The sequence below is a fragment of the Roseivivax sp. THAF30 genome (assembly GCF_009363575.1).
Lineage (GTDB): Bacteria > Pseudomonadota > Alphaproteobacteria > Rhodobacterales > Rhodobacteraceae > Roseivivax > Roseivivax halotolerans.
This window is the reverse complement of record NZ_CP045389.1, coordinates 3,060,441-3,085,994: the sequence shown is the minus strand read 5'-3', so window position 1 is coordinate 3,085,994 and position 25,554 is coordinate 3,060,441. Positions and strand designations below refer to the sequence as shown.

Here is a 25,554-nt window from a genome sequence, read left to right as displayed (position 1 = left end):
TGAGGCTCCGCATCTGACGATAACGAAAGCCTTCGGCCAACAAGGTTAGCGAAGCATTAAGAAGGTATACCGTTGTGCGCCTAAGCGATCATTGCCCGATTTCCAGTATCGCGCGAAATTTTTTTGAAACCGATTCCGATCCAGAGGCGTTCAGCCCCCGTAAGCAGGTTTAAACGTCCCTCAAAAATGACCTGTAGTTTTTCACTGGGGAGTGAAGATGGCTCTAGACGCATTCAACGATCAGACCTTGTCACGGCGGGCAATGAAGGCCGAGCTGCTGGATGCCGAAACCGAATTGAAACTTGCCTATGCGTGGCGCGATGAACGGGATGAAGCGGCGCTTCACCGTCTTATCACGGCCTACATGCGTCTCGCCATTTCCATGGCAGCCAAATTCAAGCGGTACGGCGCGCCGATGAACGATCTCATCCAGGAAGCCGGGCTTGGCCTCATGAAGGCCGCCGACAAGTTCGATCCGGACCGCGGTGTTCGCTTTTCGACCTACGCGGTCTGGTGGATCAAGGCCTCGATCCAGGATTACGTGATGCGGAACTGGTCGATGGTCCGCACCGGGTCGACCTCCTCGCAGAAGTCACTCTTCTTCAACATGCGCCGTGTGCAAGCACGGATCGAGCGTGAAGCGGCGGCCAACGGCGCGAGCCTCGACCGCCATCAGTTGCGCCAGATGATCTCTACCGAGATCGGCGTTCCGCTGCACGACGTGGAAATGATGGAAGGGCGTCTTTCGGGATCCGACTACTCGCTCAACGCCACCCAGTCCGTCGAGGATGAGGGCCGCGAATGGATCGACGCGCTGGAAGACGAGAGCACGCAGGCATCGGAGCTTGTCGAAAATACCCACGACACCGAGCAACTGCGTGAATGGCTCGTCATCGCCATGCAGCAGCTCAACGACCGGGAGCGCTTTATCGTGCGCGAGCGCAAGCTCAAGGAAGAGACCCGCACACTCGAAAGCCTCGGCAACGAGCTTGGACTTTCGAAAGAGCGCGTCCGCCAGCTTGAAGCCGCCGCCTTCCAGAAGATGCGCAAGACGCTGGAAACCCAGTCTCGCGAGGTCAGAGCATTCCTCGCCTGACGTCACTGGCGGTTGCCGCGATCTCTCTCGCCCCTGTCGCACTTGCCGACGGGGGCGATTTCGCGTCCGCTGACGTGGTGTTTCTTGGCGAACAGCACGACAATCCGGCACATCACGCGCGTCAGGCGGAGCTCGTGGCGGAGATTGCGCCGACAGCGCTCGTCTTCGAGATGCTCACGCCGGACCAAGCGAGCGGCATCACGCCCGAGCTCGTTGCCGACGAGGCCGCGCTTGGCGAGGCGCTGGATTGGGCCGGAAGCGGCTGGCCGGATTTCACGATGTATTATCCGATCTTCGCCGCCGCGCCCGAGGCTGCGTTTTACGGCGCTGCCGTCCCGCGCGAGGATGCGCGACGGGCGTCGGAGATCGGCATGGTGGAGGCGTTCGGTCAGGGCGCTGACCGTTTCGGCCTTCCCGAGCCGCTGCCCGCCGACGAGCAGGAGGCCCGGCAGGCGCTGCAAGCCGAAGCGCATTGCGACGCGCTGCCCGAAGAGATGCTGCCGGTGATGGTTGATATTCAGCGGCTTCGCGATGCGAAGATCGCGGAAGCGGCGCTCGATGCGCTCGAGGCAGAGGGCGGCCCGGTCGTCGTCATCACCGGGAACGGTCATGCCCGGCCCGATTGGGGGGCGCCCGCGCTCATCGCTCGTGCCGCGCCCGATGTGCGGATGGCAACGCTTGGACAGGCCGAGGAGGGCGCACCGCCCTTGCCCGAAGGCTTCGACCGGATCGAAACCGCGCCTGCGGTCGACCGGGGCGATCCTTGCGCCGCCTTCCGCTGAGCGGCGCTTGTGCCGGGGCGCAGGCGTCTTTAGACCTGAAAAAGAACGGCTTGTCGGGGCGGATATGCTTCAGGGAAAACGAATTCTTCTGGTCATCGGCGGGGGCATCGCGGCCTACAAGAGCCTCGATCTGATCCGCCGCCTGCGCGAGCGCGGTGCGGCCGTGACGCCGGTTCTGACGCGCGCTGGTGCGGAATTCGTCACGCCTCTATCGGTCGCGGCGCTGGCTGGGGCGGATGTTCATCAAGACCTGTTCGATCTCACGCAAGAGGCGGAGATGGGTCATATCCAGCTCAGCCGGGTCGCGGATCTCGTGGTCGTGGCTCCCGCGACGGCTGATCTGATGGCGAAAATGGCTCAGGGGCGCGCAGACGATCTGGCCTCGACGCTTCTTCTGGCGACCGACACCCCCGTGCTGATCGCGCCGGCGATGAACGTGCGGATGTGGGATCACCCCGCAACGCAGCGCAACCTCGCGACACTCGTGTCGGACGGCGTGCACGTGACCGGCCCCAACGAGGGCGGCATGGCTTGCGGCGAATACGGGCCGGGACGGATGGCCGAGCCGCTGGAGATCGTCGCCGCCATTGAAGCGCGGCTCGCGGCAGGGCCCCTGGCGGGGCGGCGCATCGTCGTGACCTCCGGGCCGACGCACGAGCCCATAGACCCCGTGCGCTACATCGCCAACCGCTCTTCTGGCGCGCAAGGCGCCGCCATCGCGCGGGCGCTCGCGGGGCAGGGAGCCGAGGTCGTCTTCGTGACCGGCCCCGCCACGATCCCGCCGCCCGAAGGTGTCGAGGTGGTGCGCGTAGAGACCGCTCGGCAGATGCGCGAGGCCGTTCTGTCGGCGCTGCCCGCCGATGCGATGATCGCCGCCGCTGCCGTTGCCGATTGGCGCGTGGCCGAAGAGAGCGCCTCGAAGATCAAGAAGACGAAGGGCGGGCTGCCGACCCTGACGTTCTCGGAAAATCCCGACATTCTCGCGGAGATCTCGCAGATGGGCGACGGACGCCCCTCGCTTGTCGTGGGGTTCGCCGCCGAAACCGACGATGTCGAGGCGCATGCCACCGCGAAGCGTGTGCGCAAGGGCTGCGACTGGATCCTCGCCAACGATGTCTCGCCCGCGACGGGCATCATGGGCGGAAGCGAGAACGCGGTCACCCTCATCACCGAGGATGGCGCGGAGAGTTGGCCGCGCATGAGCAAGGACCAGGTGGCGATGCAATTGGCCGCGCGGATCGCGCAGGCGCTGGACGCGGTTTGAGGGGCAGGAGTTTTGCGGATTTGCCGAGAGACGACGCCATGAGCCCGTTGCGCGTCAGCATCATGTGGGACGAGGGCGCGGACCGGACGCTGGGCCTGCCGCGCTACGAGACATCGGGCGCGGCCGGGGCGGATCTACGCGCGAATCTCGCGGATAGGGGCAGCGTCGAGCTTGCACCCGGCGCGCGTGTTCTCGTGCCAACGGGCTTCCGCCTCGCGCTTCCGGACGGCTACGAGGCGCAGATCCGCCCCCGGTCGGGACTTGCGCTCAAGCACGGGATCACGCTGCCCAACGCACCCGGCACGATCGACTGCGATTATCGAGGGCCGCTCGGCGTGATCGTGATGAATGCCGGCCGCGAGCCCTACACGATCCGCCACGGCGACCGCATCGCGCAACTTGTCGTCGCGCCGGTGGTGCAGGCCGCGTTCGCTCTCACCGAGACGCTGGACGAGACACCGCGCGGTGACGGCGGCTTCGGCTCGACAGGGCGCGGCTGATGGTGCTGGTTCTGATCATAGCCGCCGCTCTATGGGGCCTTGGGCATCTCATGGGCACGCCCCGGCAAGCGCGGCTCATCATGCTGGGCCTTCTCTACGTCGCCGTGCTCGGTCTGCAGGTCGCCTTGCCGGACGGCCATCCCTTGCGCGAAGCGACCGGTGGCTCTGCCGCGCCCTGGCTCATCCTCGGAGGCATGGCTGTATTGGTGTTCCTCTACCGCCAAGGGCTTGGACGCTTGCGGGCGAAGGCCGAAGAGAAAGAGGCCGAGGAAGCGCCTGCGAAACCCAAGGGCACGTTCAGCACGACCGAGCTTGAGCGCTATGCCCGCCATATCGTGCTGCGCGAGATCGGCGGTCCGGGGCAGAAGGCGCTGAAAGAGGCGCGCGTCCTCGTGATCGGGGCAGGCGGCCTCGGCGCGCCAGCCTTGCAATATCTCGCAGCGGCCGGTGTCGGCACGATCGGCGTGATCGACGATGACAGCGTCGAGAACGCGAACCTGCAGCGGCAGGTGATCCACCGGGACGCCGATATCGGGATGCCGAAGGTCTTCTCGGCCGAGGCGGCGATGCTTGCCCAGAACCCGCATATCACGGTGAAACCCTATCAGAGGCGTCTGACCGGGGACATCGCCAGCGAGCTGTTCGCCGACTATGACGTTATCCTCGACGGGACGGACAATTTCGAGACGCGCTATCTTGCGAACCGCGCAGCCGTGAAAGCTGGCCTGCCGCTGATCTCCGGCGCGCTGTCGCAATGGGAAGGGCAGCTCTCTGTCTTCGACCCGGCAAACTATGCGCCGTGCTACCAGTGCATCTTCCCCGAAGCGCCCGCGCCGGGCCTTGCGCCCTCCTGCGCGGAGGCCGGGGTGCTCGGCCCGCTGCCGGGTGTCGTTGGCGCGATGATGGCCGTCGAAGCCGTGAAGATCGCCACTGATGCAGGCGCGCCGTTGCGAGGCGAGATGATGATCTACGACGCGCTCTGGGGCGAGACGCGGAAGATCGCGCTGAGACGCCGGGCCGATTGCCCCGTCTGCGGCGATCTGGACAAATCGCGGGGCTGAGGCCAGAACGGGGCCGGTTCCAAGACGAGAGGCGGCATGGATATCGACGAGCTCAGCACTGATATCCTGTCGTCCAAACGGCGGGCCTTGGCCCGCGCCATCACCCTTGTCGAAAGCGGCCGCGCGGATCACCGGGCCGACGCCATCGCGCTTCTGCAAGCGTTGAAGGATGCCGATCACGGACGGCAGGCTTTGCGCGTCGGGCTCTCCGGTACGCCCGGTGTCGGCAAATCGACCTTCATCGAGGCTTTCGGTTTGATGCTGACCGCACAGGGCCTCAAGGTCGCCGTGCTGGCGGTGGACCCGTCCTCGGCGCGCTCGGGCGGCTCGATCCTGGGGGACAAGACCCGAATGGAGCAGCTGTCGCGTGACCCGAACGCCTTCATCCGCCCGTCGCCCAGCCAGAGCCATCTCGGCGGCGTCGCCCGGAGGACGCGCGAGGCGATCGAGCTCTGCGAAGCGGCGGATTTCGACGTGATCCTGATCGAGACGGTCGGCGTCGGCCAGTCCGAGACGGTGGTAGCCGAGTTGTCGGACCTTTTCGTGCTGCTGCTGGCCCCTGCGGGGGGAGACGAGCTGCAAGGTGTCAAGCGCGGCATCATGGAGATGGCCGACATCATCCTGATCAACAAGGCGGACGGCGATCTCAAGGCCACGGCAAGCCGCACCTGCGCCGATTATGCCGGGGCGCTCCGGCTTTTGCGCAAGCGTCCGCAGGATCCCGAAGGGTTCCCAAAGGCGCTGACCGTTTCAGCGGCGCAAGAGACGGGGCTCGACACGGCCTGGGACGAGATGACAACGCTTGCCGAATGGCGGCGCGAGGCCGGGCACTGGGATGCGCGGCGACGGGCGCAGGCGCGCTACTGGTTCGAGGCGGAAGTGCGTGAGGCGCTCCTGTCGACATTGCGCCGGGAGCCGGTGAAGGGCGCGATGGAGCGGCTCGCAGGGCAGGTCGAGGCAGGCGATCTGACAGCGGCGGCGGCCGCAGAGGATTTGCTTACGACCTATCTGCAGCGCGGGCCCGGAGGGACTTGACGCCACCTCTCCGCTTGCCTAGAGAAGCGCGACAAGATTCCGGGCGCCGCCCCTGCGGCGTCCTTTCCATTTGGTGAAAGTCGCAACACCGCTCTTTCGCCCTGACATTGACGAGGATGAACCCATGTCGCGCGTGTGCGAACTGACCGGTAAAGGCCCGATGGTTGGCAACAATGTCAGCCACGCCAACAACAAGACCAAGCGGCGCTACCTGCCGAACCTGAACAAGGTGACCCTGCAATCCGAGACGCTGGGCCGTGGCATCAAGCTGCGTATCTCGTCCTCGGCTCTGCGTACGGTCGACCACCGCGGCGGTCTCGACCGCTATCTGGAGAAGGCAAAGGACAGCCAGCTCTCCGACGCGGCGCTGAAGGTCAAGAAAGAGATCATGAAAGCCCGCACCTCCGCCGAGGCGTGAGCCTAGCTTTCATTTGACGAACTCAAAGGCGTGCCCCAGGGCGCGCCTTTTTGTTTGGCCGGTCACACCGGCAACACGCGGCGATAGAGGTGCCAGCTTGCGTGGCCCAGAACGGGCAGCACGACGAAGAGGCCCAGGAACCACGGCAGCAGTGCCAGGAAGGTCAACCCCGCGATCAGCGCCGCCCAGACCAGCATGACCGCGAAATTCTCGCGCGTGGCGCGGATGGACAGGCGCATCGCGGTCACGAAATCGACTTCGCGGTCGAGAAGCATCGGCAGGCTGATCGCTGTCATCGCAAAGAGCAGAAGCGCGAAGGCCGCCCCGAACGCCGCTTCGACAGCGAGCATGCGAAGCCCTGCGCCGGTCAGATAGGTCGCGAGATCGTCGGGCGGTCCCATCAGCGCCGAGGGTCCCATGATGAGCGCGAAAAGCATGTGGGCGAAGAACGACCAGAACAGGAAGTAGATCACGATCACCGCGCCCGCCCAGGGAATCTGGCGCGTGCGCTCTCGCCAGACGATGCCAAGCACGCCCGGAAAGCTCAGCTCCGCGCCCGCTTCGATCCGGCGACTCACCTCGTAGAGCCCCACGGCGAGGAAGGGCGCGACCAGTGGGAAGCCAAGCGTGAAGCTCAGCGTCCAGGTGAAAAGACCCGCGCCGAGCGCCCAGAGCGCAAGTCCCGAGACCACGTAGACTCCCGAGAAGAACAGCCCGTATTGCGGCGCGCGCCTAAAGTCGCGCCAGCCTGCCCGCAGGATCTCGGCAAGGTCACCGAACGAAAGCCGCGCCAATGCCACGTCTTTCGCGACAGGCGGATCGGTAAGGGCTGTCATGGCTGGGGCTCCTCCTGGCCTCTTTGCCAAAATAGCAAAGGCTCAGCGCTCTGGGGAAGCTTTTCGATCGCGGCGCTCAATTGTCGCCTTGCCGGCGAAAGGGGGAGGCGGCATGACGGAGGCATGATACTGCGCGCCCTCCTGTCTTGCCTGCTTGCGCTGGTCCTTGCCGGAACCAGCATCGAGATGGCCGTGGCGCGCGGCGCGGCGCCGGCCCATGAAAACGTCATCCTATGTTCGGGTCTCGAGCGCGTCACGCTTACGCTCAATACCGAGGGCGAGCCGGTCCGCCGGAGCCAGCTTTGCCCGGATGCCGGGGATGCGCTCCTGTTCGTCGCGGATGCGCCCCCGATATCGTCTCTGCGCACTGCGAACCTTCGCGCGCATGTCGATGCTGTGGCGTTCCGGCAAAGCGCGGGACGCGCCATCCTCGGACCTCACGCGCGGGCGCCGCCGTTCCTGTCCTGATACGTTACGTCAATTCTATCAGATCCGGACCGGGAAAGGATTCCGCTCATGTTCCGTACGACCCTCATCGCGAGCGCCGCCGCGCTCTTCGCTTCCGCCGCTGCCGCGGAGATCACAGTCTCCGACGCCTATATCCGCAGTGCCACGCCCTCCGCCCCGACCGGCGCAGCCTTCATGGTGATCGAGAATACCGGTGACGCACCGATGCGTCTTGTCACCGCCGCCTCCGAGATCGCCACGCGGGTCGAGCTTCACACCCATAACGAAGCCGAGAATGGCATGATGCAGATGGTGGAGATCGAAGACGGCATCGAGATCGCGCCCGGTGCAACGCACGAACTCGCACGCGGCGGCGATCACGTCATGTTCATGGGGCTGAACGATCCGCTGATCCAGGGCGAGACCGTGCCTGTCACGCTGGGCTTCGAGGATGGGACAGAGGTCTCGCTCGATATCATGGTCGACCGCGAGCGGCAGGACATGGATCATGGCGCGATGGACCACGGGGATATGAACCACGGGGACATGGACCGCGGCGCGTCGGGCAATTGAGGCGCTGGGCTAGCGCCCCAGCATCCCCTTGACCCAGGCCGGCACCGCCTCGCTCGCGGGGCCGGTCACCGTTCGGTCGAACAGCGCCGAGGCTTCCGTGGCCTCGAGATTGATCTCGACCGTGTCGATCCCGGCGATCCGGGCTTCCTCGACGAAACCCGCCGCCGGGTAGACAAGCCCCGACGTGCCGATGGCGACGAACAGATCGGCATCGAGCAGGTGATCGAGGATCTCCTCCATGTGGTAGGGCATCTCTCCGAACCAGACGATATCGGGCCGCGCCTCGGGCGCGCCACACAACAGGCAGGTCTCGCCCACCCGCATCTCGAGCGGCGCGTCCCAGCGGTGCCTGCACGCGGCGCAGAGCGCCCGTGACAACTCACCATGCATGTGGATCACCTTGGCCCCTGCCGCCTCGTGCAGCCCGTCGACGTTCTGCGTGACGATCACCGTGTCCGGCCGCGCCGCCTGCAATTCCGCCAGCGCGACATGGGCGGCGTTGGGTGTCGCCTCCGCGGCCTGCGCGCGGCGGGCATTGTAGAACGCCTGAACGCGCGCGGGATCGCGGGCGAAGGCCTCGGGCGTCGCGACATCCTCGATGGAATGCTTCGTCCAGATGCCGTCCTTGTCGCGGAACGTGCCGAGCCCGCTTTCCGCGGAGATACCCGCACCGGTCAGGATCACGATCTTGCCGTCCATCATTGCCTTTCGCGGGGCACGGGCTCACTTGTTGAAGGTAAATGCCGGAGGCCCAATGCCCACATCCATCCTGTTCGTCTGTCTTGGCAATATCTGTCGCTCGCCCTCGGCGGAAGGGGTCGTGCGCCAGAAAGCGGCGGAGCGCGGTCTGGATCTGACGCTCGACAGCGCGGGCACCGGCGACTGGCATATCGGCGATCCGCCCTACGGACCGATGCAGGAGGCGGCGCGGGCGCGGGGCTATGATCTGTCGGGCCTGCGGGCACGGCAGGCCAATGCGGCGGATTTCGAGCGCTTCGACATTGTGATCGCGATGGACCCGCAGAACCGCGCCGATCTCGAGGCGATGCGGGCCGAGGGTGGCGCGGAGCTGCTTCTGTTCACCGACCTTCTGGAGGAGCCGGGCACGGACGCGGTGCCTGATCCGTATCACACCCGCGATTTCGACGGCGCGCTCGACCTCGTGGAGCGCTGCGCCGAGGCGCTTCTGGACCGGCTCGAACAGGCAGGGGTCAAAGCCTGACCATAACCGCCACCGTCGCCGCCTCGGTCCATTCGGCACTGCCGGGATCGGGGAGGTCGGCAATGTCCCGCAACACATCCTTGCGCTCCCCCACCGGCACCGGAGCCACGCGCCAGAGCCGCGCCTGGACGTCCTCATCATGCAGGACCGCCGGTCTTGTTCCCGCCAACATCGCCTTCACCTCCGCGCGGCGGGGGTCGTAGGCGGCGTTCTGCGCCCCGGTCGTGAGCGCCGAGACCGGCAAAAGGAGCGGATTGCCGAGATGGTTTGGGGCCTCGGAGCAGGCGGCCAGAGCGAGCGGCAGGAGGAGTGGAGGTCTCAGCATGGTGTGAGGCTAGCCGGGGTGGCGTGCATCACCAACACGCGCGTGCCTCGCACATGGGTGCGCGGCCAAGAAGCCCAGTATCGTTTTAAGAGTGCGTGGAAGAAATTAGTGACATTAGATATGCACATGCCTAGGTTGAATTAGAGGAATCGCTAGGATCACGAACTTCACATATTTCAAAAGGGGCTTCAGGTGCCGATACGAGAAGCGGAGATAAGAGCGGCAGCGCTGGCTGAATTGTCAAATTCACCCAATGGAAGGCTTACAACTTCTGCGTTGATACAAGTTCTTACTACAAGGATGAACCCGACAGGGCACGACGCCGAGATTATTAATGGCCGCGGCGATACATATTTTTCTCAAAAAGTACGCAACCTTGTCAGTCATCGCAGTAGTGGCACTGGATTGGAGCAACGTGGTCTTGCTACCTACAGCGCAGAGGATGAGAGCTGGCAGATCACTCAGCAAGGTATAGATCACCTGGGTGAATAAAGATCTTTTCGGCGCTTTTTGATGCCAGTCGGCAACCACTTCAATTGAGTTGTGCCGAATGCGTCATTATCCCACACAAACCATGCGTATGCTGTGGTTCCTGAACCTTTTCTTTGCGCGTCGCGCGGATAGAAAGTGATACGCTCACTAAAAACCCAGACCCGCGCGGGAGGCGTCTTATTGAATATACTCTCTTGGCGACGTCCGCCTTCAAGAAATGCGAGCCTCAAAAGTAGAGCAAATTTCTTTTTGGCCGATTTAATGCCAGCCTGCACAAAGTCTTCGGCGCTATGGAAGGGCGGATTGGTAATCACATAATCATGCCTGCGGCGAGTTTCTGTAAAGTCAACTCCAGCCTCGCCAAAGCCGCGATCAAAAAGATCTGAGCTGTGAACTCCTGTATAGAATTCTTTGATCACCTTTGACATTGCCCCATCGCCACATGCTGACTCCCAAACGTCTGGTCCGAATTTTTCATTCTCAAGAATGGCTAAGGTCGCCCACTCTGGCGTCGGGTAAAAATCTGGGCCTTCAAGGTCGGCTCTTCTCTTCATGGTCGGCTGTGGAGATAGAACGAACTGCTCAGTCATTGGAAACCTCAATTCTCGCCTGTATTTCTTAGACTCGCATGATGATCGCCGCGCAGCAACTGTTCTCAGAATCGCCGATCTGAGACGCGTCAAATCAGTCGCGCCCTTATTGGGAGCTGAAGAAACCCACTAATTTGATTGTCGATCGGGGTTTGAGGTCCAACAAGTGTAAACCACGTCCCGTTGAGATGCTTTAGCGAGAAAACCGATCTACAGCATCACAGATCAATGAACGTTAGCTGTCCATCTTCAGCGCTGAAATAAACGCCTCCTGCGGGATCTCCACCTTCCCGAACTGACGCATTTTCTTCTTGCCGGCCTTCTGCTTCTCCAGAAGCTTCTTCTTCCGGCTCGCATCGCCGCCATAGCATTTTGCGGTCACGTCCTTCCGCATCGCGGACAGGGTCTCGCGGGCGATGACCTTGGCGCCGATGGCGGCCTGGATCGGGATCTTGAACATGTGGCGCGGAATCAGCTCCTTGAGCTTCTCGCACATGGCGCGGCCGCGCATCTCCGCCCGGTCGCGGTGGACCATCATGGCGAGCGCGTCGACGGGCTCGTCGTTCACCAGGATCGACATCTTCACGAGGTTGTCCTCGCGGTAGCCGATCAGCTCATAATCGAAGCTGGCATAGCCCTTGGTCACGGATTTCAGCCGGTCATAGAAGTCGAAGACCACCTCGTTCAGCGGCAGATCGTAGACCGTCATCGCCCTTCCGCCCACATAGGTCAGATCGAGCTGAATGCCGCGCCGCTCCTGGCAGAGCTTGAGCACGTCGCCGAGATACTCGTCCGGCACCATGATCGTCGCCTTGATGCGCGGCTCCTCGATGTGGCTGACATATGTCATGTCCGGCATGTCCGCGGGGTTGTGCAGGTCGATCCGCTCGCCGTCTTTCTTGTAGAGGTGATAAATCACCGAGGGCGCGGTCGTGATGAGCTCGATGCCGTATTCCCGCTCGAGCCGGTCGCGGATCACCTCGAGGTGCAGAAGCCCCAGGAACCCGCAGCGGAAGCCGAAGCCGAGCGCGGCGGAGGTCTCCATCTCGTAGGTGAAGGAGGCGTCGTTCAGCGCGAGCTTCTCGATCGCGTCGCGCATATCCTCAAAATCGTTGGCATCGACGGGGAAGAGCCCGCAGAACACCACCGGCACGGAGGGTTTGAAGCCCGGAAGCGGCGTCTCGCAGGGCTTTTTCTCGTGGGTGATCGTGTCGCCGACGCGCGTGTCGCGCACCTGCTTGATCGAGGCGTTGAGATATCCGATCTCGCCGGGGCCGAGACTGTCGACATTGGTCATGACAGGCCGGTAGACGCCCACATCGTCGACGTCGTAGGTGCCGCCCGTCTTCATCATGCGGATGCGGTCGCCCTTCTTGAGCGTGCCGTCGATCACCCGGACGATACAGATGACACCGAGATACTGGTCGTATTTCGAATCGACGAGCATCGCCTTCAGCGGCTTGTTCGCATCGCCCTCGTCAGGCGGCGGCAGCTTCTGCACGATGGCTTCGAGCACGTCCGGGATGCCCACGCCCGTCTTGGCCGAGATCAGGCATGCCTCGGAGGCGTCGATGCCGATCACGTCCTCGATCTGCTCGCGCACGCGGTCGGGATCGGAGGCAGGCAGGTCGACCTTGTTGAGGACCGGCACGATCTCGTGGTCGGCGTCGATGGCGGTATACACGTTGGCGAGCGTCTGCGCCTCGACCCCTTGCGTGGCGTCCACCACCAGAAGCGAGCCTTCGACCGCCTGCATCGAGCGCGCGACCTCGTAGGCGAAGTCCACGTGTCCCGGCGTGTCGATAAGGTTCAGCACGTAGGTTTCGCCGTCCTTGGCGGGGTATTCGATGCGGACGGTGTTCGCCTTGATGGTGATCCCGCGCTCGCGCTCGATATCCATCGCGTCGAGCAACTGGTCCTTCATGTCCCGCTCGGACACCGTTCCGGTGAGCTGGATCAGCCGGTCGGCCAGGGTGGATTTCCCGTGGTCGATATGGGCGACGATGGAGAAGTTGCGGATGCGCGAAAGGGGTGTGCTCATGGCTTGGCGATATGACGCGGGAGCGTGGGACGGTCAAGGTGGGATGGCGTCCCGCGAGGGTGGCACGACGCCGCTCCGCCTACGTTTTTCACGGCCCGGATGGCCCTATCGGTGGAGGAGGGGGCCGCAGCGCTGCCGCGGCCCCAGTTCCGTCTCTTACGCGTCCAGCGCGGCCAGCACCCGGTCGGGCGTCGCGGGGTAGTCGTAGACCCGGCGGCCCGTCGCATGGGCGATGGCGTTCAGGATCGCGCCGCCCGCACCCGAGATGCCGAGTTCGCCGATGCCCTTGGTCTGGATCGGGTTGGCGTAGTCGTCGCGTTCCTCAAGAAAGACGACCTCCATCTGGCCCGGCACGTCCGCATGGGCCGGAACGTGGTAATTGGCGAGATCCCGCGTCACCACATGACCGTCGCGCGGATCGCTCTGCATCTCCTCGGTCAGCGCCGAGCCGATGCCCCAGATCATCCCGCCGATTGCCTGGCTGCGGGCTGTCTTCTCGTTGAGGATGCGGCCCATCGACATCACGCCCAGCATTCGGCGCACACGGACCTCGCCGGTCCATTCATGCACCGCGACTTCCGCGAAATGCGCGCCGAAACCCGAGGAGAAATGGCTCTCGGACGTCTTGCCGGCCTTGACCGTCGCCTCTTCGAGAAACTCTTCGGTGACGAGGTCGGTCAGCGCCGCTTCCTTGTTGTCGCCCCGGGCAAGACCGTTCTGCAGCGTCAGACTGTCTTCGGCGCATCCAAGCGCCTCGGCGATGCGCGCGCGGATCTTCTTGGCGGCGAGGAAGGTCGCGGAGCCGGCAGAGTTGGCGCCGAACGAGCCGCCAGATCCCGATGCGCCGGGCAGGTCAGAATCGCCGAGTCGCACCTCGACATGCGAGGGATCGAGGCCAAGCGCCTCGGCGGCGATCTGCGCGAGGATCGCGTAGGTGCCCGTGCCGATGTCGGTCATGTCGGTCTCGACGATGGCGCGATTGCCGGTCAGGCGCACGCGGCTCGAGGATTTGATGAGCATATTCGCCCGTGCTGCCGAGGCGACACCCATGCCGATCTGCCAATCGCCTTCGCGGCGCGATCCGGGTGCCCCGCGATCCGCCCAGCCGAAGCGCTCGGCCCCGTCCTTCAGGCAATCGGCGAGACGCCGTGCGCTGTAGGGCCGACCGTCCATCGGATGTGTCTCCGGCAGGTTGTCGAGGCGCAGCTGCACGGGGTCGATCCCGAGCTTTTCTGCCAACTCGTCGAGCGCGGCTTCGAAAGCCAGCATGCCCACCGCCTCGCCCGGTGCGCGCACGGAGCCCGCGGGCGTCGTGGCGATCCGCGCAAGGGTCTGGGTGAAGCTCAGCCCATCGGCACCGTAAAGGAACTGCGAGGCTTGCGTGACCGGTTCGGCGAAGCCTTCGCCGTCGATGTTCGACACCCGGTCATCATGTGCGATCACGGTGATCTTGCCGGCCTTCGTCGCGCCGAAGCGCACGCGCTGAGAGGTCTCGGAGCGGCGCAGCACCGAGTCGAAGACGTTTTGCCGGGTCATCACGACGCGCACGGGGCGACCGAGTTTCTCGGCGGCGATTGCCGCTGCGGCGGCTTCCGGGCCGAGGCCGAGCTTCGATCCGAAGCCGCCCCCGATGAACGGCGCGAGGATGCGAACTTTGGAGGGATCGATGCCGAGTGTGTCCGCGAGCTCCTTCTTGTTGAAGCGCACCATCTGCAGCGCGCTCCGAAGCGTCACCGCACCATCTTTCCATTCCGCGATGGCAGCGTGCGGCTCCATCGCGGCAGCGGCATGAGCGCCGGTCGTGTAGGTCTGGTCGACGGTGACCTCCGAGCCCGACCATGCCGCCTCGAAATTGCCCGCCGTCTCCGGCTCGCCGGTTTCGACATCGGTGCTGGTGTCAGGCGTGACGGCGGCCTCTTCGGTCTCGTAATGCACGGCTAAACGCTGCGCGGCATCGCGGGCGGCCTCGAAGGTCTCCGCCACGACAACCGCGATAGGTTGGCCGTGGTAATGCACCGCGTCGCCGGGCTGCACCGGCGCGGACCCGGCCATGCCTTGCGCCGGATTGCGGATCATGCGCGCGTCGGTGACGACATCGATCACGCCGTCAATTGCTTCGACGCTGCTCTTGTCGATCTGCCTGACGCGGCCGCGCGTGATCGTCGCGCGCACCAGGACGCCGTGAACCATGTTCTCGGTGGTGTGATCCGCGGCATAGCCGGCGGTGCCTGAAACCTTCTGCGGGCCGTCCGGGCGGTCCATCGGCTTGCCGATGACACCCTGTTTCATTTCGTCCAGCAGCCGCGGCTGCGGCGCGTCCATCGTGAAGTGATCTTTCATGAGTGAGCCCTCGAAATATCGGTGCCGGCACTGTCCGCGAGCCCGGTCAATTGCCGCATGGCGGCGATGAAGGTGCGGCGCAGCAGGGTGATCTTGTATTCGGTGTCCGGATGCGGCGCGGTCTCGGGCACAAGGGCCTCTGCCGCGCGCTGGAACAGCTCGTTCGAAGCGGTCTCGCCCTCGAGCATCTCCACCACCTTCTGATCCGTCCACGGATGCGGCGCGACGCTGCCATAGGCGAGAGCCACATCCTTGATCGTGTCACCCTCCATACGGACCGAACCTGCCACGGAAACGAGCGCGAAGGCGTAGGACGCGCGATCCCGCACCTTGCGGTAGGTCTGGCGTTCCCCGGCGCGCGGCGTTGGCAGGATCACGGCGGTGACGAGATCACCGTCCCCGAGCACCGTTTCGACATCGGGTCGATCCGCCGGGCCGCGATAGAAGTCGTTCATGGGCACGCAGCGGGTCTCTCCGCTGGCATTGGTGATCTCCACCTCCGCTTCAAGCGCGGCCATCGCGACCGCCATGTCGGAGGGGTGCGCGGCGAGGCAATGCTCGGACGTGCCGAAGATTGCGAGCATCCGTCCCGCGCCGCCCATCGCCGCGCAGCCCGAGCCTGGGGCGCGTTTGTTGCAGGCCTGCGAGGTGTCGTAGAAATAGGGGCAACGGGTGCGCTGCAAGAGATTGCCGCCGGTGGTCGCCTTGTTGCGGATCTGCGCCGAAGCGCCCGCGAGGATTGCCCGCGACAACAGCGGCCAGCCTGCACGAACCCTTGCATCGTTCGCGACCGTCGTATTGGTCACGAGCGCGCCGATACGAAGGCCGCCTTCGTGTTCGGCAATGTCCGACAGACCGTCGAGCCGGGTGATGTCCACGAGAGCATCGGGCGCGACGACCTGGATCTTCATCAAGTCCAGAAGGTTCGTGCCGCCCGCGATGATCTGCCCGCCGGCGACGTCCTCGATCTCGCCCGCGCGAATGTAATCGAATGGCTTCATTTCTTGACCTCCGACGCCATCGCGATGGCTTCGCGAATAAGCGGATAGGCCGAGCAGCGGCAAAGATTGCCGGACATGCGCTCCGCCATCTCGGCATCACTCAGGGATGCGGTTTGAAGATCGTCGCTCACGTAAGAGGGCGCACCGTCCGAGATCTCCTTAAGCATCGCGGTCGCGGACATGATCTGACCCGGCGTGCAATAGCCGCACTGGTAGCCGTCATGCTTCACGAAGGCTTCCTGAAGTGCCGAGAGTTTGTCGGGCGAGCCGATGCCTTCGATCGTGGTGATCTCGTCGCCGTCATGCATCGCTGTGAGGCAAAGGCACGAATTGACGCGCTCGCCGTTAAGCAGAACCGTGCAGGCCCCGCACTGGCCGTGATCGCAGCCCTTCTTCGTGCCGGGCAGGCCGAGATCGTCGCGCAAGGTATCAAGAAGCGTGCGGCGTGGATCGTGATCCACGTCATATTCGCGCGCATTGACGGTGAGGGTGGTTTTCATCCGTGTCTCCGGTGCAGAATGGCAGGTGGGGCATCGGCACCACCATCGCTGCATGGCAAACGGCTTCAGCGCGGCATTGTTCCTGCCGGCACATGGCGTGGTTGACGGAGCGCGGGCCGGACACGCAGAGTCCTGTCTGAATCTAGTACTGGAGCCGCTATGCCCGACCGCCATATCCGCACACGCATTTCCGGCCGCGTGCAGGGCGTGTCCTATCGCGCCTGGACGCAGGAGAACGCGCAGGAGCTCGGGCTGTCGGGCTGGGTCAGAAACCTCTCGGGCGGCGATGTCGAAGCTGTCTTCTCCGGGCCCGACCAGGCGGTCCAGACAATGCTGGGACGGTTGAAGCAGGGGCCGCGCATGGCGCAGGTCTCCGCGATCGACGTGAACGAAGCAGAAGGTCCGCCGCCAACCGGATTCGAGATTACCGGATGACCCCTACAGAGTGGTGAATTGCGCGCGCGCCCCGCTTCGTGCATCATCCAGCCCAAGCGGGGTGAACCCGCAGGCAGAACAGAGCAGGCGGACGATATGACGGGCATCTCCAAAGCCCTAGCTGGGGCGATGACGGCAACCCTTTTCCTTGCAGCATGCGGTGGCGGGCGAACCAGCCCGTCGGCTCCGGTGGTCCAATTCGCCACGGGACCGATCTATTCGGCCTGCATGAGCTCGGACCGGAAGGCACGCAACAGGGCGCTCTGCGGCTGCGTGCAGGCCTCGGCGGACCGGACGCTCGATAGGGGAGATGCGCGGCGCGCCTCGAGGTTCTTCAAGGATCCGCAGGAAGCGCATGACGTGAAATATTCCCAGACTCAGCGGGACGACGATTTCTGGGACCGCTACGAGCGCTTCGTGGACACCGCCGAACGCTCCTGCCAGCGGCTTTAGCCCTCGGCGGTCAGGAACGCGCGCAGCGTCGCCGCAAACTCGTCCGGTTTCTCGGCATGGAGCCAGTGCCCCGCCCCTGCGATCTTAGCGAAGCGGGCGCGCGGGAACAGCGCGCGAATGGCGTCGCGCATCTCGCGCGTGACATAGTCGCTTTGCGCGCCCGATAGGAACAAGGTCGGCCCCTCAAACTGCGCCTCGATCTCCGGCCATCCCAGGATCTTCGGCATATCGCGGGCGAGCACGTCGAGGTTCAGCAGCCAGCGCTTCTCGGCGACGTCCAGCGATTGGGTGAAGAAACCTTGCAAGGTGGGGTCGTCCACGTGCTCCGCCAGCTGTTTGGCGGCATCGGAGCGCTTGGTGACAGTCGAAAGGTCCACCGCGCGCATCGCATCGATATACCCGGATTGGTGGTCGTGATCGTAGGCAACGGGCGCCATGTCCGCCGAGACGAGACGGCGCACGAGATCGCCGCGCGTCAGTGCCAGCAGCATCGCGGCTTTCCCGCCCATCGAATGTCCCACGACGTCGGCCGGTTGATCGAGGCTCTCGATCACTTCCGCCAGATCTCCGGCCATGTCTTCGTAGGAATGGCTGTCCGCCCGGAAGGATGCGCCGTGATTGCGCTGATCGACGGCGATGACGTGGCGAATGTCGGAAAGGTCCTTGGCGATCCGGGTCCAGTTGCGGGCCTGGCCATAGAGGCCATGCACGATGACGAGCGGAGGCAGGGCGGCATCGCCGTGACGGATCGTGTTCAACATGAGCTGAGGGATAGCGCCCTCGGCGCGCGGCTTCCAGCGGCTTTTCCTTTGCGCGCAGGCGGGATAGCAAGAACGTCATGACGCGCGGTGACCAATTGGAAAAGCAGGTACGCAAGCTCGAGACGCTGCTCGAGGAGAAGTTCGGCGTCTCGCGCGGGCCGTTCGAGAAACGCATCGCGAAGCCCGGACGGATGCTGCCGCGCTGGGTGCGGCATGACCTGAAGACCGTCGCTGAGACGCGCAAGCTGATGGGGCATCCCAAGATCGGCCGGCAACTCGACCTTGCGGCTGCGGAAAAGGCGGCGACGCGGGCGACCTCCTGGCTGAAATCCGTCGACGTGGCGGAGCGGCGCAAGACTCGCATCCTGCACCTGACCGGGGCGATCGCGCTCAACGTGCTTCTGGTCTTCGCCGCGCTGATCGCGGTTCTGCGCTGGCGCGGGTTCGTCTAGCCCGCGCGGGGGCTACCGTAATCGGCCTCCGAGACCGGCTCGGCCCAGTCCGCGGTCTCGCCGTCCAGCGCTTCCTGGATCGCAAGATGGCTCATCGCGACATCGGGCGCGGCCCCGTGCCAGTGACGCACGCCTTGCGGGAACCAGACGGAATCGCCCGGACGCAGTTCCTCGACAGGCTCGCCCTCGATCTGGGCGAGGCAAAGGCCCGAGACGATGTGCAGCGTCTGGCCCAGCGGATGCGTGTGCCAGTTGGTGCGGGCACCGGGCTCGAAGGTCACGAGAAGGACGCGATGACGGCCCGGCTCATCCGCCGCGCCGATCGGATCCATGCGGACGCGGCCGGTGAAGTACTCGGGCGAGGGGGTCTGGGAGGGGCGTGATCCGGCGCGGGAAATCTGCATCTTCGGGCTCCTGTTCCTGTCGTCAGACAAGACCATAGCGCGCGGAACATGCAAGGGCAGTCATCTGCCCGGAAATGGCGAGACCGGGCCAGACGGCCCGGCCTCTAGAGCCGTCAAAGGTGCGGATAGATCGGGAAGCGCGCGCAGAGCGCCTCGACCTCAGCCTTCACCTTGGCCTCGACAGCGGCATTGCCGTCCTCGCCATTGGCCGCGAGCCCGTCGACGACCTCGATGATCCAGTCCGCGATCTGGCGGAACTCTGCCTCGCCGAAACCGCGCGTCGTGCCCGCGGGCGAGCCGAGGCGGATGCCCGAGGTCACGGTCGGCTTTTCGGGGTCGAACGGCACGCCGTTCTTGTTGCAGGTGATGTGCGCGCGGCCGAGCGCCTTCTCGGTCGCGTTGCCTTTCACGCCCTTGGGTCGCAGATCCACGAGCACGACATGGGTATCGGTTCCGTGCGTCACGGTGTCGAGCCCGCCCTTGATGAGCTGGTCCGATAGCGCCTGCGCGTTGGCGATGACCTGCTTCTGGTAGGTCTTGAAGCCGGGCTCCAGCGCCTCGCCGAAGGCAACGGCCTTGGCGGCGATGACATGCATCAGCGGGCCGCCCTGGATGCCGGGGAAGATCGCCGAATTCACCTTCTTGGCGATATCCTCGTCATTGGTGAGGATCATGCCGCCGCGCGGGCCGCGCAGGGTCTTGTGGGTCGTGGTGGTGGCGATATGGGCATGGGGGAAAGGCGAGGGATATTCGCCCGTTGCAACCAGCCCCGCGAAATGGGCCATGTCGACGAGCAGGTAGGCACCGACGCTGTCGGCGATCTCGCGCATCTTCGCGAAGTCGATCTGGCGCGGGATGGCCGAGCCGCCGGCGATGATCATTTTCGGCTGATGCTCGGTCGCGAGCTCGGCGATCTGGTCGTAGTCGATCAGGTTGTCCTGCTTGCGGACGCCATACTGGATGGCATTGAACCACTTGCCCGACTGGTTCGGCTTGGCGCCGTGCGTAAGGTGCCCGCCTGCATCGAGGCTCATGCCGAGGATGGTGTCGCCGGGCTTGAGGAGCGCGGTGAACACGCCCTGGTTGGCCTGGCTGCCCGAGTTGGGCTGCACGTTCGCGAAGGCGCAATCGAATAGCTTGCAGGCGCGCTCCATCGCGAGGTTCTCGGCGATGTCGACCCAGTCGCAGCCGCCGTAGTAGCGGCGTCCGGGATAGCCCTCGGCGTATTTGTTGGTCATCACGCCGCCCTGGGCTTCCATCACCGCACGGCTGACGATGTTCTCGGAGGCGATGAGTTCGATCTCTTCGCGCTGGCGGGCGAGCTCGCCTTTCATGGCGGCGAAAAGCTCTGCGTCGCGGCTTTCAAGCGTTTCGGTGAAGAAGCCGTCATCGCGATGGGGGGCGTTCATGGGCGCATCTCCTGGGTCGGGGCGGGCAGAAGCCGCCGCAGTGTCCGTATTCCGGCTCATGTATCGACAAATCCGCCGCGCTCAAAGCCCGGAAGCGGCGTTTCGGGACAATATGACGTCCCCCGCTGGCGCTTCGGGAAAGCCTGTGCTTCTTTCGGCGTATTGCGTGCCGGACAGGAAACAGGAGCGCCGCGCCCATGAGGATCGCCTTTGCCGCCTCCAATGCGCCGATTGCGCAATCGGCCAAGGCCGCGCTCTCCCGCCGCTATGGCGACCATGCCGAGACCCATGCGGATGTCATCGTCGCGCTCGGCGGCGACGGGTTCATGCTTCAGACGCTGCACCGCACCCAGGACATTCCCGCGCCCGTCTACGGCATGAATCGCGGCACGGTCGGCTTTCTGATGAACGAATATTCCGAGCATAACCTCATCGACCGGCTTTCGGCCGCAGAGGAGGCGGAGATCAACCCGCTCGCGATGGAGGCCGAACAGACGGACGGCGAGATCTACGAGGCGCTCGCGATCAACGAGGTGTCCATGCTGCGCGCAGGCCCGCAAGCGGCACGACTCAAGATCTCGGTCGATGGCCGGCTCAGGATGGCGGAGCTTGTCTGCGATGGCGCGCTGGTGGCGACGCCGGCGGGCTCGACCGCTTACAATTACTCGGCGCACGGACCGATCTTGCCGATCGGCGCGGATGTTCTGGCCCTGACTGCGATGTCGGCCTTTCGCCCCCGGCGCTGGCGCGGCGCGCTCCTGCCCAAGACCGCGATGGTGGAGATCGAGGTGCTCGACCCTGAGAAACGTCCCGTCATGGCAGAGGCGGACAGCCGCTCCGTACGGAACGTGGTTCAGGTGAAGATCCGCTCCGCGCCCGAGATCTCGCACCGGGTGCTCTTTGATCCCGGTCATGGCCTCGAAGAGCGTCTCATCCGCGAGCAATTCGTCTGATCCGGAGGAGCAGCAGGTTAATCCGCGCTTGTCAGAATACGCGGGTTCGACCGCACGTTCCGGCAATGGAATACGGATCGCGCAAAAGGGCCCGATCGCGTCGAGCCCCTTTGGCCATCTCGGATCCACCTTGTGGGCGGAGGAAAGGGCGCCTTACGGCTCGACGCTGCCGGATGCCTCGTCTTCCCCGCCGAGCAGGGAGGTCGTTGCGGGATCCGTCGTCTTCTCGGGCGTGAGGAGGGCATACCAGTCATACCCGTCCGGATCGCCATCGCCGTCCGTATCGACCGTCGGCTCGCCGAAGAGTTCGACCGCTTCCTCGTCGCTGATCGGGCGACCGAAGGCGTCGCGGAAATCCGGCACGACGGAGGAGGTTTCGATCCGGCCCTCGGCAGAGACCGTGTCGACCAGCGGGTCGAGTACGGCCGAGATCAGCCCGTCGCCGCCCATTTCGGGCACGCTGTTGTCGAAATCGGCGCTGATGATCTCGCCATCCTCGTTTGTCACGCTCAGCGTCACCGTTTCACCGGGGCTGACGAGACCCGTGGACCAGGACAGATCGAGTGCGGTGGCTGCCATCGCGACGTTGGATGCGTTGTAGAAGCGGATCGAATCGTCCGGATCGACGTAAGCGACTTCAGGGAAATATCCGCTGCCGAGCATGGTGATCTCGAACACGGTATTCACGCCATCCTGGGCGGTTGCGACCGTTCCGGTCGCGGACGTCGCAATGAGAATTGCGGCGGTCAGCGTTCTGCGAAGCATGAGGCTGCTCCCTATCATTCGCACAAGGGCCCCCACCGCTTGGCTGGTCGTGTTAATAGAGGGTGATTGGGGCGAAAGTGAGGCAGTGGGAGCGGCAGCGCCGCTCTTTGGCCCGGTCAGTGCAGGTTGCTGTGGCCCGAGCCCTGGTTCTTCTCGGCTTGGCGGAGGAAGTCCTCGGGCTCCACCGTCGCCATGACATGCTCGCAGGCGGCCTCGAAATCGGCATTCTCTTCGGAGGCGGCGATCTCGACCGCCATTGCCTCGAATTCCTCGAGACCGATGCTCCGCGTCGCGAGAAAGACCCCGCCGGTGTTTTCCTGGGTGGCGCGGTCGACGACGAGAAAGCGGATCGTCTCGGATCGTTTCATACGGTCGTAAAGCGAGCTCGGCAGCGAGCCGAGATCGATGAATTGCTCCTGCAGAAAGCCTGCTGGCGTGTCCGGGCAGACATGCCATAGCCAATAGCCGACGCTGCCATGCGGTGTCGGAATGATGCCCGAGACGAGCCCCACGGACATCTGCCCGACCTGCGCGATATCGCCCGCAACGGCGCTGTCGCAGGCGCAGACGATCACGGTCTCGAGCCCGCGCTCGGTGACCATCTCGTGAAAGAAGGTGGATACGGGCAGGGCGTCTTCCGACTCTTCCTCGGTCTCCTCGGCGATGCCGATATCCTCCTCGCCGGTGATGAGGCGCGCGAGGATGCTGTCCTCGGCAATCTTGCCGTTGTCGATATCCTCGACCACGAAGGGCGCCATCGCCTTGCTGCCTTCGCGCACAAGCTCGAGATGCGCGCGCGGCTCGAGGCTGCTGGTCATCGAAGTGCCAAGAAAACGCGCGGAATAGGTCTGTGCGCCACTGCGTTTGTTCGCGCGGAAAACGCCGAGCGCCACGAGGTTGTAGCCTCGCGCCAGGGCGAATTTCACGGTTTCGGTGCCGGAAAGAAGGCTCGCGACAGTGCCCGCGACAAGGTCGTGATAGCTCATGCCGTTCTCGGCCGTCTTGTCCTTCAGCTCTTCCCAGCGCTCGTTGCCGAAGAGCGCGCCCAGAACCTGCACGTATTCATCGCCCTCGGGACTGTCGAACACCGGTGTTTCGCGGTCCTCGAACCGGCTCTTGTCTATGCTGAGCGAGGTAAAATCGGTCTCGCCGAAGACGTGGACGATCAGGCTGTTGTCGAGCTCGGGAGGCATCTTTGGAAAGGATCCTTGCGGTTTCGTCTTTATGTCGCGGTTGGAGCAGACGTAGTCACCAAGCGCCGCTCTATCCACCTCTTGACGAAAAGGAGGCGTGGTTTCATCGCCTTGGCTGGCCGGGCCCGGCGCCGATATGCCACAAGAGGCGCGGAATGCTTGACCACGCAAACCCGGTATCATACACGCTGAGGTCACTGGGCGGGCATGGTGAAATGGTATCACACGAGCCTTCCAAGCTCTTGGTGCGGGTTCGATTCCCGCTGCCCGCTCCAGCTTCCTCGCCAAAGCCGATCCGGGCCCGCGCAATCGTGTCGCGCTTGCGGCTCTCGTGCCAAGCTGCCAAAACCTGATCCGACACCGGCTGAGGAGGATGCATGGCGCGGGGGCTCGCAAAAGACGATAGCGCGCAGGATCGTGCGAAATCGCGCAAGATCGGCGCGCTGGCGCGTCTGTGGCCGTTCCTGTCGCCTTACCGGGCCTTGATGAGCGCTGCGATCCTCGCGCTCGTGCTGACCGCCGCTGTCTCCCTGATCCTTCCGATGGCCGTGCGCCGTGTCGTCGATAATTTCGAGGGCGGGGAGGCGGCTTTGCTCGACCGCTATTTCGCGGCCGCGCTCGGGATCGCCGCGCTGCTCGCGGTGGGCACTGCGCTGCGCTATGCGTTGGTCACGCGCCTCGGCGAGCGGGTCGTGGCGGATATCCGTATGGCGGTCTTCGATCGCGTCATCACCCTGTCGCCTGCCTTCTACGAACGCATCATGACCGGCGAGGTGCTGAGCCGGATCACCACGGACACGACGCTGATCCTGTCGGTCATCGGCTCGTCGATCTCCATCGCGCTCAGGAACATCCTGATCTTCGTGGGCGGGCTCGTGCTGATGCTCTTCACCTCGTGGAAGCTGACGCTGATGGTTCTCTTGATCGTGCCGGCCGTGATCGTGCCGATCCTTGTCCTGGGGCGGCGTCTGCGCGTCCTGAGCCGCGAGAACCAGGACTGGATCGCGGCGTCGTCCGGCAATGCCTCCGAGGCGCTGTTGTCGGTACAGGCGGTGCAGGCCTTCACGCACGAGACGATCTCGCAACGCACCTTCGCCGATGTCACCGAAGAGAGCTTCGATGCCGCGCGCCGCAGGATCTGGACGCGTGCGCTGATGACCGCGATCGTGATCTTCCTCGTCTTCTCGGGCATCGTCGGTGTCCTGTGGATGGGGGCGGCACAAGTGCGGGGCGGCGAGATGAGCGTCGGCGCGCTCGTGCAGTTCGTGATCTATTCGGTGATGGTTGCAGGCTCCGTCGCGGCCTTGTCGGAAGTGATTGGCGAGGTGCAGCGCGCGGCAGGCGCGACCGAGCGGCTGGTGGAGCTGCTCGACAGCGAAGATTCCATCAGCGAGCCCGAGAGCCCGGTGCAGCTGCCCCAGCCGGTGCGCGGCGCGATCTCGTTCGAGGATGTCACATTCGCCTATCCCGCGCGGCCCGATATCGCCGCGATCGATCATGTGAGCCTCGATGTCGCGCCGGGCGAGACCGTGGCACTCGTGGGGCCGTCCGGCGCGGGCAAAACGACGATCATCCAGCTTCTCTTGCGGTTCTACGATCCGGCTTCGGGCCGTGTGCGGCTCGACGGGGTTGCGCTTGACGAGATGAGCCGCGAGGCGTTTCGCAAGCATATCGCGCTCGTCCCGCAGGATCCGGTGATCTTCGCGGCCTCGGCGCGGGACAATATCCGCTTCGGGCGGCCCGATGCGAGCGAGGCCGAGATCGAGGCGGCGGCGCGGGCCGCCGCGGCGCATGATTTCATCGCCGCGCTTCCCGAGGGCTATGACAGCTATCTCGGCGAGCGGGGCGTGATGCTGTCGGGCGGCCAGAAGCAGCGCATCGCCATCGCGCGCGCGATCCTGCGCGACGCGCCGGTGCTGCTCCTGGATGAGGCGACATCGGCGCTCGATGCCGAAAGCGAGCGCGCGGTGCAGGACGCCGTCGATCACCTGGCGACGGGCCGCACGACGATCATCGTCGCGCATCGCCTCGCGACGGTGAAGAAGGCCGACCGGATCGTGGTGATGGATCAGGGCCGGATCGTCGCGACGGGCCGTCACGATGCGCTGGTCGCAGAAGGCGGGCTTTACGCGCGCCTCGCCCGGCTGCAATTCACCGACGGCATCGCTGCGGAGTGACGGGTCGCGCCGGGGCATCGAGCCCCGGT

Annotated in this window: 29 protein-coding genes and 1 tRNA gene; 17 read left to right on the top strand and 13 right to left on the bottom strand. The window is 64.6% G+C overall.

The window, feature by feature from the left end; genetic code table 11:
• Positions 1 to 217 precede the first annotated feature (217 nt).
• From FIU91_RS15015 to rpmB, 7 genes are all read left to right on the top strand, one after another.
• Positions 218 to 1,096 carry an RNA polymerase factor sigma-32 gene (locus FIU91_RS15015; protein ID WP_093009646.1) on the top strand — a complete coding sequence of 293 codons (879 nt, stop codon included), beginning with the start codon at positions 218 to 220 and terminating at the stop codon, positions 1,094 to 1,096.
• Between the two features lie 74 nt (positions 1,097 to 1,170).
• On the top strand, positions 1,171 to 1,878 hold the full coding sequence (locus FIU91_RS15010; RefSeq protein WP_371418189.1) for a ChaN family lipoprotein: 708 nt from the start codon (positions 1,171 to 1,173) through the stop codon (positions 1,876 to 1,878).
• 64 nt (positions 1,879 to 1,942) lie between these two features.
• A complete protein-coding gene (gene coaBC / locus FIU91_RS15005; protein WP_152463081.1) occupies positions 1,943 to 3,142 on the top strand; it encodes a bifunctional phosphopantothenoylcysteine decarboxylase/phosphopantothenate--cysteine ligase CoaBC in 1,200 nt (399 codons plus the stop codon).
• A gap of 38 nt (positions 3,143 to 3,180) precedes the next feature.
• The gene (gene dut, locus FIU91_RS15000; protein WP_172975023.1) at positions 3,181 to 3,642 is read left to right on the top strand and encodes a dUTP diphosphatase; all 462 of its coding nucleotides are present in this window, start codon (positions 3,181 to 3,183) and stop codon (positions 3,640 to 3,642) included.
• The gene (locus FIU91_RS14995; RefSeq protein WP_152463080.1) at positions 3,642 to 4,703 is read left to right on the top strand and encodes a molybdopterin-synthase adenylyltransferase MoeB; all 1,062 of its coding nucleotides are present in this window, start codon (positions 3,642 to 3,644) and stop codon (positions 4,701 to 4,703) included. Before dut ends, FIU91_RS14995 begins: the two co-directional genes overlap by 1 nt.
• 36 nt (positions 4,704 to 4,739) lie before the next feature.
• Positions 4,740 to 5,738, top strand: a complete 999-nt coding sequence (gene meaB, locus FIU91_RS14990) for a methylmalonyl Co-A mutase-associated GTPase MeaB (RefSeq protein ID WP_152463079.1) — start codon at positions 4,740 to 4,742, stop codon at positions 5,736 to 5,738.
• Positions 5,739 to 5,862: 124 nt separating this feature from the next.
• Entirely contained in the window at positions 5,863 to 6,156 is a 294-nt protein-coding gene (gene rpmB / locus FIU91_RS14985) for a 50S ribosomal protein L28 (protein WP_093009640.1), read from the top strand.
• Positions 6,157 to 6,218: 62 nt separating this feature from the next.
• Here the strand turns inward: rpmB and FIU91_RS14980 are convergent, their stop codons facing one another.
• The gene (locus FIU91_RS14980; protein WP_152463078.1) at positions 6,219 to 6,992 is read right to left on the bottom strand and encodes a DUF2189 domain-containing protein; all 774 of its coding nucleotides are present in this window, start codon (positions 6,990 to 6,992) and stop codon (positions 6,219 to 6,221) included.
• Positions 6,993 to 7,115: 123 nt separating this feature from the next.
• Between FIU91_RS14980 and FIU91_RS14975 the strand changes: the two genes are divergently transcribed.
• Together FIU91_RS14975 and FIU91_RS14970 are read left to right on the top strand one after the other, a co-directional pair.
• Positions 7,116 to 7,460: a hypothetical protein gene (locus tag FIU91_RS14975; protein WP_152463077.1), complete on the top strand. Its 345-nt coding sequence runs from the start codon at positions 7,116 to 7,118 to the stop codon at positions 7,458 to 7,460.
• 48 nt (positions 7,461 to 7,508) lie between these two features.
• A complete protein-coding gene (locus tag FIU91_RS14970) occupies positions 7,509 to 8,012 on the top strand; it encodes a copper chaperone PCu(A)C (RefSeq protein WP_152463076.1) in 504 nt (167 codons plus the stop codon).
• A gap of 9 nt (positions 8,013 to 8,021) precedes the next feature.
• Here the strand turns inward: FIU91_RS14970 and FIU91_RS14965 are convergent, their stop codons facing one another.
• Positions 8,022 to 8,711, bottom strand: a complete 690-nt coding sequence (locus FIU91_RS14965) for an NAD-dependent deacylase (RefSeq protein WP_152463075.1) — start codon at positions 8,709 to 8,711, stop codon at positions 8,022 to 8,024.
• Between the two features lie 55 nt (positions 8,712 to 8,766).
• Between FIU91_RS14965 and FIU91_RS14960 the strand changes: the two genes are divergently transcribed.
• Positions 8,767 to 9,234 carry a low molecular weight protein-tyrosine-phosphatase gene (locus FIU91_RS14960; RefSeq protein WP_152463074.1) on the top strand — a complete coding sequence of 156 codons (468 nt, stop codon included), beginning with the start codon at positions 8,767 to 8,769 and terminating at the stop codon, positions 9,232 to 9,234.
• Here the strand turns inward: FIU91_RS14960 and FIU91_RS14955 are convergent.
• Positions 9,224 to 9,559, bottom strand: a complete 336-nt coding sequence (locus FIU91_RS14955; RefSeq protein WP_152463073.1) for a hypothetical protein — start codon at positions 9,557 to 9,559, stop codon at positions 9,224 to 9,226. The genes FIU91_RS14960 and FIU91_RS14955 overlap by 11 nt on opposite strands.
• 192 nt (positions 9,560 to 9,751) lie before the next feature.
• Here FIU91_RS14955 and FIU91_RS19480 point away from each other — a divergent pair, with 192 nt between their 5' ends.
• Positions 9,752 to 10,051, top strand: a complete 300-nt coding sequence (locus tag FIU91_RS19480; protein ID WP_172975022.1) for a hypothetical protein — start codon at positions 9,752 to 9,754, stop codon at positions 10,049 to 10,051.
• Here the strand turns inward: FIU91_RS19480 and FIU91_RS14950 are convergent.
• The 5 genes from FIU91_RS14950 to FIU91_RS14930 form a co-directional block, all read right to left on the bottom strand.
• Positions 10,036 to 10,641 (bottom strand): hypothetical protein, encoded by a 606-nt coding sequence (locus tag FIU91_RS14950; protein WP_152463072.1) that lies wholly within the window; start codon positions 10,639 to 10,641, stop codon positions 10,036 to 10,038. The genes FIU91_RS19480 and FIU91_RS14950 overlap by 16 nt on opposite strands.
• 235 nt (positions 10,642 to 10,876) lie before the next feature.
• Positions 10,877 to 12,682, bottom strand: a complete 1,806-nt coding sequence (lepA, locus tag FIU91_RS14945; protein ID WP_093009634.1) for a translation elongation factor 4 — start codon at positions 12,680 to 12,682, stop codon at positions 10,877 to 10,879.
• Positions 12,683 to 12,838: 156 nt separating this feature from the next.
• Positions 12,839 to 15,022, bottom strand: coding sequence for a xanthine dehydrogenase family protein molybdopterin-binding subunit (locus FIU91_RS14940; protein ID WP_152463071.1), 2,184 nt, complete (start codon positions 15,020 to 15,022; stop codon positions 12,839 to 12,841).
• A complete protein-coding gene (locus FIU91_RS14935) occupies positions 15,019 to 16,023 on the bottom strand; it encodes a xanthine dehydrogenase family protein subunit M (RefSeq protein WP_152463070.1) in 1,005 nt (334 codons plus the stop codon). Before FIU91_RS14935 ends, FIU91_RS14940 begins: the two co-directional genes overlap by 4 nt.
• Positions 16,020 to 16,523 carry a (2Fe-2S)-binding protein gene (locus FIU91_RS14930; protein ID WP_152463069.1) on the bottom strand — a complete coding sequence of 168 codons (504 nt, stop codon included), beginning with the start codon at positions 16,521 to 16,523 and terminating at the stop codon, positions 16,020 to 16,022. Before FIU91_RS14930 ends, FIU91_RS14935 begins: the two co-directional genes overlap by 4 nt.
• Positions 16,524 to 16,682: 159 nt before the next feature.
• On the opposite strand from FIU91_RS14930, the gene FIU91_RS14925 reads away from it, so the two are divergent.
• On the top strand, positions 16,683 to 16,958 hold the full coding sequence (locus tag FIU91_RS14925) for an acylphosphatase (RefSeq protein ID WP_152463068.1): 276 nt from the start codon (positions 16,683 to 16,685) through the stop codon (positions 16,956 to 16,958).
• A 129-nt stretch (positions 16,959 to 17,087) separates the two neighbouring features.
• The gene (locus FIU91_RS14920; protein ID WP_245760181.1) at positions 17,088 to 17,411 is read left to right on the top strand and encodes a hypothetical protein; all 324 of its coding nucleotides are present in this window, start codon (positions 17,088 to 17,090) and stop codon (positions 17,409 to 17,411) included.
• Here the strand turns inward: FIU91_RS14920 and FIU91_RS14915 are convergent.
• On the bottom strand, positions 17,408 to 18,172 hold the full coding sequence (locus tag FIU91_RS14915; RefSeq protein WP_093009628.1) for an alpha/beta fold hydrolase: 765 nt from the start codon (positions 18,170 to 18,172) through the stop codon (positions 17,408 to 17,410). The two genes, FIU91_RS14920 and FIU91_RS14915, sit on opposite strands and share 4 nt — an antisense overlap.
• 77 nt (positions 18,173 to 18,249) lie before the next feature.
• Here FIU91_RS14915 and FIU91_RS14910 point away from each other — a divergent pair, with 77 nt between their 5' ends.
• On the top strand, positions 18,250 to 18,624 hold the full coding sequence (locus FIU91_RS14910) for a hypothetical protein (RefSeq protein WP_152463067.1): 375 nt from the start codon (positions 18,250 to 18,252) through the stop codon (positions 18,622 to 18,624).
• Here FIU91_RS14910 and FIU91_RS14905 read toward each other — a convergent pair.
• Entirely contained in the window at positions 18,621 to 19,028 is a 408-nt protein-coding gene (locus tag FIU91_RS14905; protein WP_152463066.1) for a cupin domain-containing protein, read from the bottom strand. The two genes, FIU91_RS14910 and FIU91_RS14905, sit on opposite strands and share 4 nt — an antisense overlap.
• 113 nt (positions 19,029 to 19,141) lie before the next feature.
• A complete protein-coding gene (glyA, locus tag FIU91_RS14900) occupies positions 19,142 to 20,437 on the bottom strand; it encodes a serine hydroxymethyltransferase (protein WP_093009625.1) in 1,296 nt (431 codons plus the stop codon).
• A gap of 197 nt (positions 20,438 to 20,634) precedes the next feature.
• On the opposite strand from glyA, the gene FIU91_RS14895 reads away from it, so the two are divergent.
• A complete protein-coding gene (locus tag FIU91_RS14895; RefSeq protein WP_093009624.1) occupies positions 20,635 to 21,390 on the top strand; it encodes an NAD kinase in 756 nt (251 codons plus the stop codon).
• A 153-nt stretch (positions 21,391 to 21,543) separates the two neighbouring features.
• On the opposite strand, the gene FIU91_RS14890 is transcribed toward FIU91_RS14895, so the two are convergent.
• Both FIU91_RS14890 and FIU91_RS14885 read right to left on the bottom strand, forming a co-directional pair.
• Positions 21,544 to 22,155: a hypothetical protein gene (locus tag FIU91_RS14890; RefSeq protein WP_152463065.1), complete on the bottom strand. Its 612-nt coding sequence runs from the start codon at positions 22,153 to 22,155 to the stop codon at positions 21,544 to 21,546.
• Between the two features lie 116 nt (positions 22,156 to 22,271).
• The gene (locus tag FIU91_RS14885) at positions 22,272 to 23,348 is read right to left on the bottom strand and encodes a hypothetical protein (protein ID WP_152463064.1); all 1,077 of its coding nucleotides are present in this window, start codon (positions 23,346 to 23,348) and stop codon (positions 22,272 to 22,274) included.
• A 201-nt stretch (positions 23,349 to 23,549) separates the two neighbouring features.
• On the opposite strand from FIU91_RS14885, the gene FIU91_RS14880 reads away from it, so the two are divergent.
• Both FIU91_RS14880 and FIU91_RS14875 read left to right on the top strand, forming a co-directional pair.
• Positions 23,550 to 23,623, top strand: a tRNA-Gly gene (locus FIU91_RS14880).
• Between the two features lie 102 nt (positions 23,624 to 23,725).
• Positions 23,726 to 25,525, top strand: coding sequence for an ABC transporter transmembrane domain-containing protein (locus tag FIU91_RS14875; RefSeq protein ID WP_152463063.1), 1,800 nt, complete (start codon positions 23,726 to 23,728; stop codon positions 25,523 to 25,525).
• The last annotated feature ends 29 nt before the right edge of the window (positions 25,526 to 25,554 follow it).

What these genes read in the sequence shown, in the direction of transcription:
- FIU91_RS14980 (WP_152463078.1), bottom strand. Translation starts at nt 6,992, where the DNA reads ATGACAGCCCTTACCGATCCGCCTGTCGCGAAAGACGTGGCATTGGCG.
- FIU91_RS14950 (WP_152463072.1), bottom strand. Translation starts at nt 10,641, where the DNA reads ATGACTGAGCAGTTCGTTCTATCTCCACAGCCGACCATGAAGAGAAGA.
- FIU91_RS14895 (WP_093009624.1), top strand. Translation starts at nt 20,635, where the DNA reads ATGAGGATCGCCTTTGCCGCCTCCAATGCGCCGATTGCGCAATCGGCC.
- FIU91_RS14965 (WP_152463075.1), bottom strand. Translation starts at nt 8,711, where the DNA reads ATGGACGGCAAGATCGTGATCCTGACCGGTGCGGGTATCTCCGCGGAA.
- FIU91_RS14975 (WP_152463077.1), top strand. Translation starts at nt 7,116, where the DNA reads ATGATACTGCGCGCCCTCCTGTCTTGCCTGCTTGCGCTGGTCCTTGCC.
- FIU91_RS14960 (WP_152463074.1), top strand. Translation starts at nt 8,767, where the DNA reads ATGCCCACATCCATCCTGTTCGTCTGTCTTGGCAATATCTGTCGCTCG.
- FIU91_RS15015 (WP_093009646.1), top strand. Translation starts at nt 218, where the DNA reads ATGGCTCTAGACGCATTCAACGATCAGACCTTGTCACGGCGGGCAATG.
- rpmB (WP_093009640.1), top strand. Translation starts at nt 5,863, where the DNA reads ATGTCGCGCGTGTGCGAACTGACCGGTAAAGGCCCGATGGTTGGCAAC.
- coaBC (WP_152463081.1), top strand. Translation starts at nt 1,943, where the DNA reads ATGCTTCAGGGAAAACGAATTCTTCTGGTCATCGGCGGGGGCATCGCG.
- dut (WP_172975023.1), top strand. Translation starts at nt 3,181, where the DNA reads ATGAGCCCGTTGCGCGTCAGCATCATGTGGGACGAGGGCGCGGACCGG.
- FIU91_RS14910 (WP_152463067.1), top strand. Translation starts at nt 18,250, where the DNA reads ATGACGCGCGGTGACCAATTGGAAAAGCAGGTACGCAAGCTCGAGACG.
- FIU91_RS14915 (WP_093009628.1), bottom strand. Translation starts at nt 18,172, where the DNA reads ATGTTGAACACGATCCGTCACGGCGATGCCGCCCTGCCTCCGCTCGTC.
- glyA (WP_093009625.1), bottom strand. Translation starts at nt 20,437, where the DNA reads ATGAACGCCCCCCATCGCGATGACGGCTTCTTCACCGAAACGCTTGAA.
- FIU91_RS14920 (WP_245760181.1), top strand. Translation starts at nt 17,088, where the DNA reads ATGACGGCAACCCTTTTCCTTGCAGCATGCGGTGGCGGGCGAACCAGC.
- FIU91_RS14970 (WP_152463076.1), top strand. Translation starts at nt 7,509, where the DNA reads ATGTTCCGTACGACCCTCATCGCGAGCGCCGCCGCGCTCTTCGCTTCC.
- FIU91_RS14905 (WP_152463066.1), bottom strand. Translation starts at nt 19,028, where the DNA reads ATGCAGATTTCCCGCGCCGGATCACGCCCCTCCCAGACCCCCTCGCCC.
- FIU91_RS14885 (WP_152463064.1), bottom strand. Translation starts at nt 23,348, where the DNA reads ATGCCTCCCGAGCTCGACAACAGCCTGATCGTCCACGTCTTCGGCGAG.
- FIU91_RS14955 (WP_152463073.1), bottom strand. Translation starts at nt 9,559, where the DNA reads ATGCTGAGACCTCCACTCCTCCTGCCGCTCGCTCTGGCCGCCTGCTCC.
- meaB (WP_152463079.1), top strand. Translation starts at nt 4,740, where the DNA reads ATGGATATCGACGAGCTCAGCACTGATATCCTGTCGTCCAAACGGCGG.
- FIU91_RS14925 (WP_152463068.1), top strand. Translation starts at nt 16,683, where the DNA reads ATGCCCGACCGCCATATCCGCACACGCATTTCCGGCCGCGTGCAGGGC.
- FIU91_RS14935 (WP_152463070.1), bottom strand. Translation starts at nt 16,023, where the DNA reads ATGAAGCCATTCGATTACATTCGCGCGGGCGAGATCGAGGACGTCGCC.
- FIU91_RS14890 (WP_152463065.1), bottom strand. Translation starts at nt 22,155, where the DNA reads ATGCTTCGCAGAACGCTGACCGCCGCAATTCTCATTGCGACGTCCGCG.
- FIU91_RS14930 (WP_152463069.1), bottom strand. Translation starts at nt 16,523, where the DNA reads ATGAAAACCACCCTCACCGTCAATGCGCGCGAATATGACGTGGATCAC.
- FIU91_RS14995 (WP_152463080.1), top strand. Translation starts at nt 3,642, where the DNA reads ATGGTGCTGGTTCTGATCATAGCCGCCGCTCTATGGGGCCTTGGGCAT.
- FIU91_RS14875 (WP_152463063.1), top strand. Translation starts at nt 23,726, where the DNA reads ATGGCGCGGGGGCTCGCAAAAGACGATAGCGCGCAGGATCGTGCGAAA.
- FIU91_RS14940 (WP_152463071.1), bottom strand. Translation starts at nt 15,022, where the DNA reads ATGAAAGATCACTTCACGATGGACGCGCCGCAGCCGCGGCTGCTGGAC.
- lepA (WP_093009634.1), bottom strand. Translation starts at nt 12,682, where the DNA reads ATGAGCACACCCCTTTCGCGCATCCGCAACTTCTCCATCGTCGCCCAT.